Origin of the sequence: Neobacillus sp. GCM10023253 (assembly GCF_042653105.1) — a bacterium.
Lineage (GTDB): Bacteria > Bacillota > Bacilli > Bacillales > Cytobacillaceae > Neobacillus > Neobacillus citreus.
This window is the reverse complement of the sequence record NZ_JBHSHV010000003.1, coordinates 506584-522931: the sequence shown is the minus strand read 5'-3', so window position 1 is coordinate 522931 and position 16348 is coordinate 506584. Positions and strand designations below refer to the sequence as shown.

Genomic DNA, 16348 nt, shown 5'->3' with positions numbered 1-16348 from the left:
TCCTCCTTCATGTTGTCTACCATACAACAGTGTACTAAATAAAACGAAATTAGACAATATTCGATTTTAATTAGACATATTTTCTTTCTTTAATTGGCTTTAACCAGCCAAACCGCTCATGTTCTAGGTCAATTGCCAAAAAGGAGGATTCACACTTTCTCAGCACTTCAAAAAACGCTGTCTCCGCTTCATAGCTTCCATGTGCCTCCAGAGAGATTAAATCCTGGTAGACTTCCAATTTTGCCCTACTTATTTTTCCACTAAGATCGATCGTATATGCACCATGGTCTGCTTTAAAGCCCTTTATTTTTCCAAGCTGTCTTTGAATCAGCTGGTGGATTTTTAATACTTCTATTTTCTTTGTTATATAGGCAATTTGTTTTTTTGTAATAAATTGAAGCTCGCCCCGTGCGTGCTGATGTTCTTGGAATAGTTGAAAAAACAACCGTTCTCGTCCGAAGTAATGGGTGGCAAATTCATCTTCTATTAAATAAAGCTGATATTTCCTCATTCCAACCTCTCCTCCGCTGACAATCCTTTTATCTATTATAAAGAATCGCTCCGAAAACATTTGTCTTATCGCGGCAAAAACTTTCACTAATTTTGTCGATTTGCAATTTGAGTCCTATATCAGTTATTTATTTCGATAGAAGCTGACGGATTTCCTCCATATAAAAAAGAGAGAGCGAAATTTCCGCTCTCTCTCGTCATTTGATTATTTTTGTAAAAGTGCTTTCACACGAGCAACGACGTTTGGCACACTAAATCCGAACTCTTCCATGATTTTTTCACCTGGTGCAGATGCTCCAAAATGATCGATGGCTAATACGTCACCTTCATCACCAGCATATTTGTGCCAGCCGAAGGATGCTCCGACTTCCAGAGCAAGACGCTTCTTCACGCTCTTTGGAAGGACAGAGTCTTTGTATTCTTGAGATTGCTGTTCGAAACGATCCCATGATGGCATGCTGACAACAGAAACCTGGATTCCTTCTCCAGCAAGTGCTTTCTGTGCTTCCACTGCAAGGCTTACTTCGGATCCAGCTGCTAGCAATAGGGCATCTGGAGTATTATTTCCTGCTGGGGAAACAACATATGCTCCTTTAGAAACTCCATCATATGCGTTTTTATCTGTGTCTTTTAATGTTGGTAAGTCCTGACGAGTTAATACTAGAGCTGTCGGCTTGTTTGTTGATTCAACTGCAAGCTTCCACGCTGCTGCTGTTTCATTGGCATCAGCAGGACGAATTAGTGATAGACCTGGCATTGCCCGTAATGCCGCAAGCTGCTCGATTGGTTCGTGAGTTGGTCCATCTTCCCCAACGGCGATACTGTCGTGTGTAAATACATAGGTAACAGGAAGACCCATTAATGCGGCAAGGCGAATTGCCGGACGAAGGTAATCAGAGAATACAAAGAATGTTCCTCCAAAAACTTTAACCCCGCCATGCAGGGCAATACCATTCATGGCAGCGCCCATAGCAAATTCACGAACACCGAACCAGATGTTGCGGCCTTCATATGCGCCTGGCATGAAGTCAGTTGTCCCTTTAAGCATTGTTTTGTTAGAACCAGCAAGGTCAGCAGAACCGCCAATTAAAATCGGCAGGTTTTTAGCGATGCCGTTTAACGCTTCACCTGAAGAAGCACGAGTTGCAAGCCCTTTGCCTTCAGTGTAAACCGGAACATCCTTATCCCAGCCTTCAGGAAGTTCATGATTTAATGCTTGTTCTAGCTGGCTTGCCAACTCTGGATATTCGTTTTTATACTGAGCGAACATGTCGTTCCACTCTTTTTCTTTTTTCTCACCATTTTCAACAATTAGCTTTTTGAAGTTGTCGTAAACTTCTTGTGGAACATGGAAGTCTTCCTCGAAAGTCCACTTATAAGCTTCTTTAGTAAGCTTTAGCTCATTTGCACCAAGTGGTGAGCCATGAACACCAGATGTGCCGGCACGGTTAGGTGAACCGTAACCGATCACTGTTCTTACTTCAATCATGGTTGGTCTGTCTAAATCATTTCTTGCTTCTTCAAGTGCTTTAGCGATTTCTTCGAAATTGTTGCCGTCTTCAACGCGAAGATATTGCCATCCGTAAGATTGGAAGCGGTCCTTCACACTTTCAGAGAAAGATTTATTCAAGTCTCCGTCCAAGGAAATATCATTTGAATCATATAATACTACTAAACGGCCTAACTTTAGGTGGCCGGCAAGTGATGCAGCCTCAGCAGATACGCCTTCCATTAAGTCGCCGTCTCCACAAACGCTGTATGTAAAATGATTCACAAGTTCATATTTGTCTTTGTTATAAACGCTAGCAACATGACGTTCTGCCATAGCCATTCCCACTGCCATTGCAATACCTTGACCAAGCGGACCAGTCGTTGCTTCTACTCCCTCAGTATGACCATATTCAGGATGTCCTGGAGTTTTGCTTCCCCATTGACGGAATTGCTTTAAATCATCCATGGATAAATTATAGCCGGATAAATGAAGCATGCTGTATAGCAATGCAGAGCCATGACCTGCGGACAATACGAAGCGGTCACGGTTGAACCAATGCGGATTTTTTGGGTTGTGGTTCATAAATCTTGTCCATAATGTATAAGTCATTGGAGCGGCACCCATCGGCATTCCAGGGTGTCCAGAGTTTGCTTTCTCGATAGCATCAATTGAAAGCGTACGAATCGTGGTGACAGATAAATCATCAATTGTGTTAAACATCTTTTTACAACCTTCCTTCTTCGGAAAATACAAACAACTTTAATATTATAGTGCTGTGGATTTTTATTCAACAAATTACTACTTATTTTGTAGCAAAATTCACTTTATTATTTATTTTGACACATGTAAGCGCAGTATATGTAAAAAGGAATACAAATAAATTGTATTCCCAGATGCATTAATGAAGATTATTTTTTTTCCTGATTTTTATTTTCTCAGGTGTAACGTCATTCCCAAGTGGATCAATTATTTTTGTATTTGTCAGGGTATCCAGCATTTGCGACCGAAAAGCAGCTAAATATTCACTTCTAAGTGATGACTGCTCTTTTGCTTCCTTTTCTGTTAAACCCGTCGCTTTCTTTTTCCTTGCCAATTCATTGATTCTGGCCATTTTTTCCTTGGATAGCATTCAAGTACATTCCTTTCCAAAAAACTGCTAACATTAAGACAAGATTGTACTAGAAAAGAATCCACCTGGCAAGGATGAAGGTTTATTCCTCCTGCTCTTCAATGAATTCCTGGTATCTTCTATGTACAGTGGCTTTCGAAATGTTATAACCAAAGCCTCTTAATGTTGCGGCAATTTCTGAAAAGGTCAGGCCATTTTTTCTCAACCTGACTATTTCTTGAACAGGGACTTCAATTTTATCCCGGCCCGAATGCTCTCCTAGATTCTTTAAATTTTTTTCTGGCTTGTAGCCTTGTTCAACAGCCCGCTTCATGCCGCGTTTTATTTTTACATTATGAAGCTTGCGCTGGTACTCTTCCACCATGCTGACGATTTTAAGCACCATTGAATCCGATTCGGAAAGCTGCAATTCACCATTATGCGAAATGCTGTATAGTTTAATTCCTTCTTTTAAAATGCAATGCAGGATGGCGATCTTGGCATTCCCTCGGCCGAGCCTTGTTTCATCCTGGATTAGGACAGCTTGGACTTGTTTATCTTTAATGCGCTCTAAAAGCTGCAGGATACCATCTCTGTCGAAATCATAGCCGCTCGCCTGCTCTTTAATAATTGAATCGATATGGAATTGATATCGATTGGCGAGCTGGACAAGCTCGTCTTCCTGGCGTCTCAATGATGTTTCCTGCGTTTCCTTATTCGTGCTTACGCGGCAATATATAATTGCGTTCATTTTTTAGGTCCTTCCTATTTCTCTAATGCACTTGCTAATTCCCTTTCTGGGGGAGCTTCATTACTAACCGGAATTAAAATTTCTTCACCTGGAAAAATTTCATCCCCTACATCCCGATTATGTTTTTTCACCCAGTTGACGAATTCCTTGTTCGATAATGAATGCTCGCCTGCATACTTTTGGGAAATTTCCCATAGTGTGTCTCCGTCTGTTACAGTCACTTTCAAATATTTATCCTGATTTTTCGAACTTTGCTGAAATGCTAATACAAATGCTAATGTGCAGCTTAATAATAGAAGAATAATAGCGTACGAGTATTGGTTCCATATTTTTTTCATTAAAAAACACCCCTGATTAGAATGTATGTTCGTTTTATTTGATTTGATTATAATCCGAACGTTTGTTTGTTGTCAAGCTTTATTCGAACTTATGTTTGTATAAATTATGCGAACATGTTATAATAAAGACAACATTAACCAGGCGAGGTGTAATTTATCATGGTAAAAGTATCAAAGCGGCAGCAGGATATCCTTGATTTCATAAAAGGAGAAGTGAAAACAAAGGGATATCCGCCATCTGTTCGGGAAATTGGCGAAGCAGTCGGACTGGCATCGAGTTCTACTGTACATGGGCATTTAGCCAGATTAGAAAGCAAGGGTTTAATTAGACGAGATCCAACAAAACCAAGGGCTATCGAAATCCTAGAAGCGGATGAAGCTGCTCATATCCCTCGAAACCATGTTGTAAATGTCCCAGTTGTTGGTAAAGTTACTGCCGGACTGCCGATTACGGCCATTGAAAATGTTGAGGAATACTTTCCTCTTCCTGAAAGACTTGCTCCTTCTAGCGAGAATGTCTTTATGCTTGAAATCATGGGAGAAAGTATGATTGAAGCAGGGATTCTTGACGGGGATTACGTTATTGTAAAGCAGCAGCCTTCTGCTAACAACGGGGATATCGTTGTTGCGATGACCGAAGAAGACGAGGCTACCTGTAAAAGATTCTTCAAGGAGAAAGACTACATCCGCCTGCAGCCGGAAAACTCTACGATGGATCCAATCATTTTAAACAATGTTACCATTTTGGGGAAAGTTATTGGGGTTTATCGGCAGATTCATTAGTTGATAGATTTCCCGGAGTCCAATCTGTATTTTGATTGGGCTTTTTTTATTTAATTGGATCGGGATTACCTTTTTAACTTTGAATGGATAGGCTCCTAACCCTCCCCAAAAAGTTAAGATTAAACCTTTTTTATCTTTCCGATTCTCGAACAAAAAAGTAGCAAAAACCCCCTAACGCCTAGCGTCAGGGGGTTTTCATCATATTAATACATGCTCATATATTGTTCGCGTTCCCAAGGGTGAACGACGGTACGGAACATATCCCATTCAATCTCTTTAGCTTCCACAAAGTGTTCGAAGATATGCTCGCCTAAGCCAGAAACGATAACTTCGTTTGATTTCAATAGCTCAAGTGCTGCTGCCAATGTTGCTGGAAGATCGATGATGCCCTCTTCGATTCTTTCTTCTTTCGTCATCACATAGATGTTCCGGTCAACTGGTGCTGGAGGAGTTAAATTGTTTTTGATTCCATCTAGACCTGCTTTTAAAATGACAGCGAGTGCTAGGTATGGGTTTGCTGCAGGGTCCACGCTGCGAACCTCAATCCGTGTGCTCAAGCCGCGGGAAGCAGGGATACGAACAAGCGGTGAACGGTTTTGTGCAGACCATGCCACATAACAAGGTGCCTCGTAACCTGGAACCAAACGCTTATAAGAGTTAACAGTTGGGTTGGTAACTGCTGTGAAATATGGTGCATGCTTTAGTACACCAGCGATAAATTGACGTGCAGTATCGCTCATTTGCAGGTCGCCTGTTGGCTCAAAGAATGCATTTTGACCATTATTGAATAAGGAAACGTTACAGTGCATTCCGGAACCGTTCACGCCGAATAATGGCTTTGGCATGAAGGTTGCATGCAAGCCGTGCTTGCGGGCAATTGTTTTTACAACTAGCTTGAAAGTCTGGATTTGGTCACATGCTGTAAGAGCATCTGCATATTTAAAGTCGATTTCGTGCTGGCCAGGTGCTACTTCGTGGTGGGATGCTTCGATTTCGAAGCCCATTTCTTCAAGCTCAAGCACGATATCACGGCGGCAGTTTTCACCAAGATCTGTTGGAGCTAAGTCAAAGTATCCGCCTTGGTCGTTCAATTCCAAAGTTGGCTCGCCTTTTTGGTCTAATTTAAATAAGAAGAATTCTGGCTCAGGCCCAAGGTTGAAGTCAGTGAAGCCAAGCTCTTCCATTTCCTTTAATACACGCTTTAAGTTATTGCGCGGGTCTCCGGCAAATGGTGTTCCGTTTGAATTGTAAATATCACAGATTAAGCGGGCCACTTTCCCTTTTTCAGCAGTCCAAGGGAATACTACCCAAGTGTTTAAATCTGGGTACAGGTACATATCAGATTCTTCAATACGTACGAACCCTTCGATAGAGGAGCCGTCAAACATCATTTTGTTATCAAGTGCCTTTTCTAACTGGCTGATTGGAATTTCCACGTTTTTGATGGTTCCAAGAATGTCAGTAAACTGAAGGCGGATAAATTTAACGTTTTCTTCTTTAGCCAAGCGTTGAATATCTTCTCTTGTGTACTTCGGCATTTGCAATTCCTCCAATTTTATTAAAAATTAATGAAAAAAGCGTGAAAGATCTCCTTGTCTCAATGACGAACGATTCAGTCTGTTTGAATGCATCAGTTCATTGCGAAGAAGTTTCCTCAGCTCATCATCGGTAACCTCGCGCTTTGCACTTTTCGCTTGCTGTTCAAGCAGCGACTCTTGCTGTTCTTTAACCAATAATAATTGCTTAATGCCAGCCATATTGATTCCCTGGTCAATTAAGTCTTTTATTTCCAACAGCCTGTCAATGTCATTTAGGCTGTAAAGTCGCCTGTTTCCCTCCGTACGTGCCGGAGATATCAATTGGTGTTCTTCATAGTAGCGAATTTGCCTGGCGGTAAGTTCGGTCAGTTGCATCACTGTACCGATGGGAAACAATGGCATTGATCGGCGAATTTCTTTTCCACTCACCAATTTTCTCCTCCCTTTTGCTAATTTATATTTGTATTATATTTGGTGTTAGGAAATATGTCAATGATATGTAAGATAATCTAACATGGTTTTTTAATAGTTTCTTATAATCGTAATTTTTGACTGTAAACCCTGGCAAGAGGAGTGATGATTCATTGATAACGACCGAACCTCCTTGGATTCCTCTGGTAGAGGAGTTATGGAGCGGTCATAACGACTGAATTGGGATTTCCCTCTTTGCTTCCGGCGTTATGGAGCGGTCATAACGACTGAATTGGGATTTCCCTCTTTGCTTCCGGCGTTATGGAGCGCTCATAACGACTGAATTAGGATTTCCCTCTTTGCTTCGGGCGTTATGAAGCCTCCATAACGACTGAATTAGTATTTTCCTCTTTGCTTCGGGCGTTATGAAGCCGCTCATAACGACTGAACAGGTATTATCTTCTTTGTTTCGGGCGTTATGAGGCCTCCATAACGACTGAATTGGGATTTTTCTTTTTGATTCGGGTGTTATGAAGCGTTCATAACGACTGAATTGGTAATATCTTCTTTGCTTCGGGTCTTATGAAGCCGCCTAATTCGCCAATCTGCCCACAGATAAGGCTTTACCCTACCCAACCGGTGATTTTTCAAGAATTCGGGGCTCATATAAGACCCATATACTACCGTTCCAGCCCTTCTTTCGAGCGTTCGGGCTCATATAAGTCCTATATGCTACCGAACCAACCACTCCTTCAAGCGATCGGGCTCATATAAGTCCTATACAATTTTCCCCTATTCCAAATCCAGTAACCCTTTTTCAACCAAATGATCCAAAGCTAAACATACAGCCATTTTCACGTGGGCATAGGTTAAGCCGCCCTGCACATAAGCGACATATGGAGGGCGGATTGGGCCGTCTGCTGTCAGTTCAATACTTGCACCTTGAATGAAGGTTCCTGCGGCCATAATGACATCATCCTCATAGCCAGGCATGTAGCTTGGATGCGGAGTCACATAAGAATTCACCGGTGAGGCGAATTGGATGGCCTGGCAGAAAGCGACCATTTTATCCCGGTCATCAAATTGAACAGATTGGATCAAATCCGTCCGCCGCGCATCCCAGCGCGGAGAAGAATTCATCCCCAGTCGCTCCAACATGGCAGCGGTAAAAACAGCACCTTTCAGAGCCTGCCCAACCACATGCGGCGCCAAGAAAAAACCCTGATACATTTCCTGCAAACTATAAAGAGAAGCCCCCGCTTCCGCACCGATTCCCGGAGAGGTCATCCGATAAGAACAGGCTTCCACCCACTGTTTTTTCCCAACGATATAGCCGCCAGTTTTAGCAAGGCCGCCGCCTGGATTTTTAATCAATGACCCCGCCATTAAATCAGCCCCGACATGGCAAGGCTCCACATCTTCAACAAATTCTCCATAGCAGTTATCAACAAACACGACAACATCCTGCTTGATTTCCTTTACGAAACTGATCATTTCACCAATCTCCGCAACCGTAAACGATGGTCGGACTGCATACCCCTTTGAGCGCTGGATGCCAATCATTTTCGTATTTGGTTTAATTTTTCGAGCGATTCCTTCCCAATCAATCCCGCCTTCATCGGTCAATGCAACGCTGTCATAGGAAATTCCAAATTCCTTTAGGGAACCTACTCCATTCCCGCGAATTCCGACGATTTCCTCAAGGGTATCATAAGGTTTTCCTGTAATATACAAAAGTTCATCGCCGGGGCGAAGCACACCAAACAACGCAATTGAAATGGCATGAGTTCCAGAAATAATCTGCGGGCGAACTAACCCCGTCTCTCCACCAAAGACATCCGCATACACTAATTCCAACGTATCGCGGCCGATATCGTCGTAACCATAACCAGTAGAAGGAATAAAGTGAGAATCACTTACCCGGTGCTTTTGAAAGCTTTGTAAAACTCGGAACTGATTGGATTCAATGCGCTCCTCTATAGAATTATGTACTTCAGTAATTTGTTTTTCGACTTCCTTTACAATCGGCTGAAGCTTTTCCCCATTTTTCAAGTGTTGAAACATGCTGTTAACTCCCTTTAATCATTGAATTTCTGTAATTGGCCTGTTATTTGATGATCCTTTAGGGAATACCCTTTGCAGCGGTAGTCTTGAGTTTCTTCATCAAAAGTAAGTTCCCTGAGAATTGTATCATTTTTTAATTGCGACAAGAGCTTTCCTTCTGTAGAAGGCACCATTACTTCATATGGTTCCATCATGCCCACGACAAGCTGCTCGATTTTTACCTTTAACACATGACGGTCTTCTTCATTATAAGCGCTGATGAACACTGTCGGCGTGTCGGCGGTCGGAACAAAATCAGGATGCTTGATATCGCGTTTATTATAAACGGTCAATTGCGGGATATCTTTGACATCCAAGTCTTCAAGAAGTTTATTAACCGTTTTTTCATGCTGAAAATAATCCGGATTCGACATATCGACAACATGAAGCAGCAGGTCGGCTTCCTTTACCTCTTCGAGAGTTGAGCGGAAGGCTGCGATCAGCGCGGTCGGCAAGTCCTGAATGAAGCCAACGGTGTCAGTAATTAAAGACAAGAAGCCGCTTGGCAAAATCAGCTTTCGAGTCATCGGGTCGAGCGTGGCGAACAACTGGTTTTCTTCATATGAATCTGCCTCGGAAAGCCGGTTAAAAAGCGTCGATTTCCCGGCATTCGTGTAACCGACAATGGCAACCTGAAAGGCTTTATTTTTCTTCCTGCGTTCGCGGTAACGCTCGCGATGCTGCACGACCACCGAAAGCTGGCCTTTGATGTCATCGATACGGCGGCGGATGTGACGGCGGTCGGACTCCAGTTTCGTTTCCCCTGGACCTCTTGTTCCGATTCCCCCGCCAAGACGTGACAATGCCGTACCCTGTCCAGCCAAACGCGGCAGAATATATTGTAACTGGGCAAGCTCTACCTGAAGCTTACCTTCTTTAGAACGGGCTCTTTGTGCAAAAATATCTAAAATCAGCTGGGTCCGGTCAATGATACGCGCCTCAATTGCGGAAGCTAAATTCCGTTTCTGACTTGGAGAAAGCTCATCATTAAAAATGACCAAGTCAGCCTCCAATTCGGCCACAAGCGCTGATAATTCTTCCACTTTTCCTTTACCTATGTACGTTGCTGGATGGAGACGGTCTCTCTTTTGGACAAGCGAAGCCAATACTTCTCCTTGCGCCGTTTCCGTTAAGGATCCTAACTCATCCATTGAATATTGAAACCTTAGGTCGTCATCATCGATTTGGCAGCCGACCAGAATGGCTTTTTCCTTTGTTTCTCTTTGTTCCAAACGGCATCCTTCCTTTCCGTTAAAGCTCTAATTTCCATCTTAACAAAAAACACTCCGATACTCTAATTTTCCCAATACTTTTTTATTGTAATTTTGGAGTATCGTGATAAAATTTTTATTGTTTATAAAAAGAAATATACATCAGAGAGAAGCGGAACGAAATGACATGGGAAGTATTAAGCATGATTGGCACTATCGCTTTTGCGGTCAGCGGCGCGATTGTGGCCATGGAAGAAAAATATGATATTTTAGGAGTATATATTTTGGGGATTGTCACCGCTTTTGGCGGCGGAGCGATTCGCAATCTTTTAATAGGTGTACCGGTTTCAGCTATTTGGGAACAGGGGTTATTTTTTCAGGTTGCTATATTATCGATCACGGCCGTATTCTTATTTCCAACTAATCTTTTAAAACACTGGCAAAAGTGGGGAAATTTCACCGATGCCATCGGGCTGTCAGCATTTGCTATCCAAGGTGCCATTTACGCAGCAAATATGAATCATCCGCTAAGCGCGGTGATCGTTGCAGCCGTATTAACAGGAAGCGGCGGCGGTATTATCCGAGATTTATTGGCAAGAAGAAAGCCGATTGTGCTGCGTTCTGAGATCTATGCAGTCTGGGCGATTCTTGCCGGGCTCCTCATCGGGCTTAAAATAGCCACACAATCTTGGGAATTGTATACATTGTTCATTATCGTAACAGCGCTTCGTGTCCTTTCCTACACATACGACTGGAAGCTGCCGACACACGGCTTGCAGCGGATGAACTAAGAAAAGCTGCAAGCCTTGACCAGGCGCTCCTCCTAAAAGCTATCGCTTTTAGTCGTGCGTAGCTTATGCTCTCGAAGCATTACTTTTGCAGCTAGACAATAAAAAAATCGACGGGGAAAGCCCTCGTCGATTTTTTCATTTAACCATCCTCATCAAACACCAAGTCATTACTGCGAATCGTCATCAACTCGTGCCGGTCATAACTGTTTTGCAATAACAGCCTCATCGCCTGGGCCCGAATCGATTTTTCAATGATGTTGCGGACGTATCTCCCGTTGGAAAAATGATTGGGGCTTAAGACAGACTTCACCCATATTAAATGATCCTTTATTTTCTTTTCTGCCTCATGGCTTAACGAATATTCCCTTTCCACCAGCATTTTCGCCCCGATTTGCATTAATTGTCCAATATTGTAATCCGGGAAATCGATTACTAATGGAAAACGGGAATGGAGCCCTGGATTTAACGATAGAAAATAATCCATTTCTCTTGAGTAGCCGGCTAAAATGAGGACAAACTCATGCTGTTTATCCTCCATATGCTTCACGAGAGTATCAATCGCTTCTTTGCCAAAATCCTTTTCGCCGCCGCGTCCTAAGGAATAAGCTTCATCAATAAACAATATCCCGCCATGAGCTTTCTTTACCAAGTCCCTCGTCTTTTGTGCTGTATGGCCGATATACTCCCCAACGAGGTCAGCCCGCTCCGCTTCGATTAAATGTCCCTTCGTTAGCACGTTCATTTTTTGAAAAAGCTTGCCAATCAGCCGTGCGACTGTGGTTTTCCCCGTTCCCGGATTACCTTTAAACATCATATGAAGAGCTTGCTTTTTTGCTTTGAGACCCATTTCTTCGCGCTTTTTATTGACATAAATCCATGCATAAATTTCCTTTATCGTTCGTTTCATTTCTTCCATGCCAACCAAAGCACCAAGTTCCTCTTCGATTTCCTTTAAGGCGGAATGCTCAGGGGGAATAACCTTTGGAGCAACTTGAAAATCAGTTAACGTCTTCGTTACTGTTTTTCTTTTTTGGGAGTTGAGAGAAACGCTTATTTGGCCATTGCTTTTCATACGAATCGGTTGATCCAAAGCCTTCACCTCTCCTAAACGCAACCAGGATACGTAAATTAGCTTGCAGGAATGTATGCCTTTCTTGTTTGTGGTGAGTTATTTCAAGAAAATCATAATCCTTCATTCTATTTGTATTCACCGTTCGGGAAATTCATTAAAAAAGTTTTCTTTTGAAAAAAATAAAAAAAAGAGCCCAAATTGTATGGGCCCACGGGTGAAGATTTATTGATTTTCCAAGTCCAACTGCACATTTCTTTGCGGTGCAAAGGTTGAAATGGCATGCTTATAAACCAATTGCTGTTTCCCCTCTGATTCAAACAAAACCGTAAAATTATCAAAGCCTTTGATACAGCCTCTTAACTGGAAGCCATTCAAAAGGAATACCGTCACATTGGTATTGTCTTTCCGGCATTGGTTTAAAAATTGGTCCTGAATATTGATTGTTGTTTTCATTTTGTATATCCTCCTCTTTTATCTCTACTAATATGTATTCGATTTTACTTGAAGCTTTCCTTCAACATATTGTGAAATTTCCATGAATTTTTTTGCGAAGCTGTTCACATTTGTTACATCAAACCATTCAACCTCCATCTTGTTGCGGAACCATGTCAGCTGCCGTTTGGCATAACGCCGCGAGTTTTGCTTTAGGTTCTCGACAGCTTGCTCTAATGATATTTTACCATCAAGATAGTCATAAATCTCTTTGTAGCCTATTGCCTGAATGGATTGGCAGTCGCGCAAACCCTGTTCGTACAGTCCCTTTACCTCGTCCAATAGCCCTTCCTGCATCATTAAATCGACGCGGGCATTGATTCGCTCATAAAGTTTATCACGGTCCATCGTTAATCCGACTAGGGCGGTTTGGTATAGCAGGTCCGGCGCTTGAGATTTTTGAAATTCCTGTCTGGTTTTTCCTGTAAGATGGAAGATTTCTAGAGCACGAATCACCCTTCTGAGATTATTAGGATGAATCTCAGCGGCACTTTCCGGGTCAACCTCGGAGAGTTCCTTGTAGAGAGCCTCATTCCCTTCTCTATTCGCCCGTTCCTCGAGCTGCCTGCGGAATTCGTCATCTCCAGAAGCATCGGAAAATTGATAATCATATATGACAGATTGAACATAAAGCCCTGTCCCGCCAACTATGATGGGCAGTTTCCCTTTTTCGGCAATCTCCTTTATTTTGGCTCGAACACGGGTTTGAAATTCAGCAACGGAAAAATTTTCATCCGGCTCCTTTATATCAATTAAATGATGCGGAATCCCTTCCATTTCATCTTTCCTGATTTTCGCCGTTCCAATATCCATGCCGCGGTAAATTTGCATCGAATCCCCGCTGATGATTTCGCCATTGAAAGATTTAGCCATTTCAATGCTCAGCTTTGTTTTTCCCACAGCGGTTGGTCCGATGATCACTAATAATTTCTGATTTAATTCCAATCTTTTCACACTGCCTTATCCCTTTTTACAATCGACGCCTGTTGGGGCGTTTCTCCTTTATCGTATCATAATTTTAAAAAGCAGTTGAACATCAAATAAGTATATACAATAATATTCTTTTCTATGCACTTTTTGAAGAGGAATTTATATTTCAAATGTATGAATTACATTTCGTCTATTTACAAAAAGATAACGGTTATTTTACAAAGCGCTTTCCACCCCCAGATTCATGGTAGGCTTGTACGTAGGATATTTTGTAAAAATTAATCGCATTTTGTCATTGGATGAAGAAAAATTAGAAATTAGGTGAATAGAATGTTATCTACTTTTGATATTGGAATTGATTTAGGTACTGCAAATACATTGGTTTATAGCAAAAATAAGGGGATTGCCGTAAACGAGCCATCCGTTGTGGCCATAGATACCGTTTCGAAAAATATCGTCGCTGTCGGTACAGAAGCGAAAGAAATGATCGGGAAAACTCCCGAAAAAATCGTGGCGATACGTCCGTTAAAAGATGGTGTCATTGCCGACTTTGATGTTACAACAGAAATGCTTAAACAAATCTTGAAAATGGCTTCTAAAAAGATTGGCTTTGCGATGCGGAAGCCGAATGTTGTAGTCTGTATTCCTTCCGGTTCGACAAGTGTTGAGAGAAGGGCGATTCAAGATGCCGTCCGTAACGCCGGAGCCAAGAAAATTACCTTGATTGAGGAGCCGGTAGCAGCGGCAATTGGTGCAGGCATGCCGATCGACGAGCCGGTTGCCAATGTGGTCGTGGATATCGGCGGCGGCAACACAGAGGTTGCGATTATTTCCTTCGGAGGCGTGGTAGCCTACCATTCGATTAAAATTGGCGGCGACCGTCTTGATGATGATATTATTCAGCATGTCCGTAAAGAATACAATGTGTTAATCGGTGAAAGAACGGCAGAAAATGTGAAAATGGAAATCGGTTTTGCGTTAATCGACCATGAAGAAAAGTTCATGGATGTCCGCGGCCGCGACCTGCTGACTGGTCTGCCAAAAACCATTAAATTATCATCCTACGAAATTCGGGCGGCGATGAAGGAATCTCTACTTCATATTTTAGAGGTCATCCGCGCCACACTTGAAGATAGCCCGGCCGAGTTAAGCGGTGATATCGTCGATCGCGGTGTGATTATCACGGGCGGCGGTGCGCTTATGAACGGGATGGAGGCATGGCTGAGCAGTGAAATTTTTGTACCTGTCCAGCTGGCACCTAGTCCGCTTGAGTCAGTCGCCATCGGCACCGGGAAGGCGTTGCAATATATGAGTAAGATTCAGGTTGCGGTGAAATAGAGGTATTTTTGGATTGAAAAACGGGATCGCTGATATATTTGATATCTCAAACTAGAAGTTAGTTTTAAAATGGCAATTTTAGTTTTTTAATAAAAAAATCGCATTCTCTCATATATTCGAAGGAGAATGCGGCTTTTTTTATTTAAATATCACTCTGTTTTTTTCGTAAACTATTAAAATATAGAAAAATCGGCAGCGGAATAATGATGAATCCTAGGCTTTTGATAATTTGGTTCTTGGCTTGCTCTCGTGTTCGGTTCTTTTGATCTTCGACGGCCTGTTCGTAGTTCGCACGAAGTTCTTTCTCAGTCAATTTCTCTCCATTTTCATTCGAAATCTTACCGCTTTCTTTCATCATTTTAAAATCTTCATAGCTTTGATAATAGCCCGGCGGACTAATCAAATCAGCGGCTGCCATAAAAATCGAGATCCCGCCTCCGATGACCATCATCAGGGTTGCAAATAACACCAAATACGTATAAAGATGGCGAATCACAGCCTCTCCCCCCTTGTCTTTGTATTTCACTACAGAAACAACAATAAAAATAAGCAAAACTGCAGGTAAAAATATACTTAATAGACTAAAGGCAATCAAGGCAATACCCCCATTTTTTCAAATGGTCAATCCTTACAATATTATTATTTCACCAATGTTAAATCATTCCAATACGTTTTAAGGTTATTTTGTTGCAATTTTCGCAATCTTTTTGGATTAATATCTCATTGGTAAAGGGTTATTTTTACCTATTTTCATATAAGAGACATTTTTCGGGTAAAATAACGGCTCTATTTTTACCCTTCACCCATCTGATTCTGACTCCCGGGCAAAATAAAGCGGCCTATTCTTACCGTTTCCCTAACCGACACTTGCCCACGGGCAAAATAATGGCTCTATTTTTACCGTTCACCCATCTGATTCTGACCCCTGGGCAAAATAAAAGTGCCTATTCTTACCGTTTCCCTAACCGACACTTGCCCACGGGCAAAATAGCGGCTCTATTTTTACCCTTCACCCATCTGATTCTGACTCCCGGGCAAAATAAAGCGCCCTATTCTTACCGTTTCCCTAACCGACACTTGCCCACGGGCAAAATAACGGCTCTATTTTTACCCTTCACCCCATCGATACAGGCTCTCAGGCAAAATAGCCATCCCCCCTCTTTATTACAAACAAAAAAGGCCCAATTCACTCCCGAATTGGACCTTAGTTTTCTTTTGGCGACTGTTCTTATAAATACATATAATGTAAAAATCCAAAAAGTTGGTGATAGCATGACCCATATCATAACCGGACCAAACTGGGCAATTTACTCAGGTGTCCATGCACCTATGGTTGGTCCTTGGAACCAACCCATCCACCAGAATCATAATTACATCCACGTTGGACATCACTACTATCATTTGATCCCAACGCTCTACGGATATCCACCGGCATTTCCGTATCTAGGGCCATATGTCCCGTTTCGCAACTAAGCTAATT

17 protein-coding genes are annotated in these 16348 nt (G+C 42.3%); 4 read left to right on the top strand and 13 right to left on the bottom strand.

The annotated features are described in order from the left end of the window. Positions 1-70: 70 nt before the first annotated feature. From sirA to ACFPA1_RS02970, 5 genes are all read right to left on the bottom strand, one after another. Entirely contained in the window at positions 71-511 is a 441-nt protein-coding gene (sirA, locus tag ACFPA1_RS02990) for a sporulation inhibitor of replication protein SirA (RefSeq protein WP_213140663.1), read from the bottom strand. A 204-nt stretch (positions 512-715) separates the two neighbouring features. After that, on the bottom strand, positions 716-2722 hold the full coding sequence (tkt, locus tag ACFPA1_RS02985; protein WP_213140664.1) for a transketolase: 2007 nt from the start codon (positions 2720-2722) through the stop codon (positions 716-718). Between the two features lie 178 nt (positions 2723-2900). Further along, the gene (locus ACFPA1_RS02980) at positions 2901-3131 is read right to left on the bottom strand and encodes a DUF896 domain-containing protein (protein ID WP_213140665.1); all 231 of its coding nucleotides are present in this window, start codon (positions 3129-3131) and stop codon (positions 2901-2903) included. 82 nt (positions 3132-3213) lie between these two features. Beyond that, positions 3214-3861, bottom strand: a complete 648-nt coding sequence (locus tag ACFPA1_RS02975) for a YneB family resolvase-like protein (protein ID WP_378581187.1) — start codon at positions 3859-3861, stop codon at positions 3214-3216. Positions 3862-3875: 14 nt separating this feature from the next. Continuing rightward, positions 3876-4199, bottom strand: a complete 324-nt coding sequence (locus tag ACFPA1_RS02970; RefSeq protein WP_378581185.1) for a cell division suppressor protein YneA — start codon at positions 4197-4199, stop codon at positions 3876-3878. 159 nt (positions 4200-4358) lie between these two features. Here ACFPA1_RS02970 and lexA point away from each other — a divergent pair, with 159 nt between their 5' ends. Then, positions 4359-4982 carry a transcriptional repressor LexA gene (lexA, locus tag ACFPA1_RS02965; RefSeq protein ID WP_213140668.1) on the top strand — a complete coding sequence of 208 codons (624 nt, stop codon included), beginning with the start codon at positions 4359-4361 and terminating at the stop codon, positions 4980-4982. Positions 4983-5185: 203 nt separating this feature from the next. On the opposite strand, the gene glnA is transcribed toward lexA, so the two are convergent. The 4 genes from glnA to hflX form a co-directional block, all read right to left on the bottom strand. Further along, on the bottom strand, positions 5186-6520 hold the full coding sequence (gene glnA / locus ACFPA1_RS02960; protein ID WP_213140669.1) for a type I glutamate--ammonia ligase: 1335 nt from the start codon (positions 6518-6520) through the stop codon (positions 5186-5188). 27 nt (positions 6521-6547) lie between these two features. Further along, positions 6548-6922 (bottom strand): MerR family transcriptional regulator, encoded by a 375-nt coding sequence (locus tag ACFPA1_RS02955; protein ID WP_213141293.1) that lies wholly within the window; start codon positions 6920-6922, stop codon positions 6548-6550. An 801-nt stretch (positions 6923-7723) separates the two neighbouring features. Next, positions 7724-8995, bottom strand: a complete 1272-nt coding sequence (locus tag ACFPA1_RS02950) for an aminotransferase class I/II-fold pyridoxal phosphate-dependent enzyme (protein WP_378581182.1) — start codon at positions 8993-8995, stop codon at positions 7724-7726. Positions 8996-9009: 14 nt separating this feature from the next. Beyond that, positions 9010-10266: a GTPase HflX gene (hflX, locus tag ACFPA1_RS02945; protein ID WP_378581180.1), complete on the bottom strand. Its 1257-nt coding sequence runs from the start codon at positions 10264-10266 to the stop codon at positions 9010-9012. A gap of 161 nt (positions 10267-10427) precedes the next feature. Between hflX and ACFPA1_RS02940 the strand changes: the two genes are divergently transcribed. Further along, positions 10428-11036: a trimeric intracellular cation channel family protein gene (locus ACFPA1_RS02940; RefSeq protein WP_213140672.1), complete on the top strand. Its 609-nt coding sequence runs from the start codon at positions 10428-10430 to the stop codon at positions 11034-11036. Between the two features lie 139 nt (positions 11037-11175). Here the strand turns inward: ACFPA1_RS02940 and spoVK are convergent, their stop codons facing one another. From spoVK to miaA, 3 genes are all read right to left on the bottom strand, one after another. Beyond that, positions 11176-12126, bottom strand: coding sequence for a stage V sporulation protein K (spoVK, locus tag ACFPA1_RS02935; RefSeq protein ID WP_213141294.1), 951 nt, complete (start codon positions 12124-12126; stop codon positions 11176-11178). A 204-nt stretch (positions 12127-12330) separates the two neighbouring features. Beyond that, a complete protein-coding gene (gene hfq / locus ACFPA1_RS02930) occupies positions 12331-12561 on the bottom strand; it encodes an RNA chaperone Hfq (RefSeq protein WP_213140673.1) in 231 nt (76 codons plus the stop codon). Between the two features lie 27 nt (positions 12562-12588). Then, positions 12589-13545: a tRNA (adenosine(37)-N6)-dimethylallyltransferase MiaA gene (gene miaA / locus ACFPA1_RS02925; protein ID WP_378581852.1), complete on the bottom strand. Its 957-nt coding sequence runs from the start codon at positions 13543-13545 to the stop codon at positions 12589-12591. Positions 13546-13860: 315 nt separating this feature from the next. Between miaA and mreBH the strand changes: the two genes are divergently transcribed. Next, complete coding sequence (gene mreBH / locus ACFPA1_RS02920) at positions 13861-14868, top strand: rod-share determining protein MreBH (RefSeq protein WP_378581177.1); 1008 nt, start codon at positions 13861-13863, stop codon at positions 14866-14868. A gap of 142 nt (positions 14869-15010) precedes the next feature. Here mreBH and ACFPA1_RS02915 read toward each other — a convergent pair whose 3' ends face one another. Then, a complete protein-coding gene (locus ACFPA1_RS02915; protein WP_241113828.1) occupies positions 15011-15364 on the bottom strand; it encodes a hypothetical protein in 354 nt (117 codons plus the stop codon). Between the two features lie 227 nt (positions 15365-15591). Between ACFPA1_RS02915 and ACFPA1_RS02910 the strand changes: the two genes are divergently transcribed. Then, positions 15592-16341: a hypothetical protein gene (locus ACFPA1_RS02910; RefSeq protein WP_378581175.1), complete on the top strand. Its 750-nt coding sequence runs from the start codon at positions 15592-15594 to the stop codon at positions 16339-16341. Positions 16342-16348: the final 7 nt, after the last annotated feature.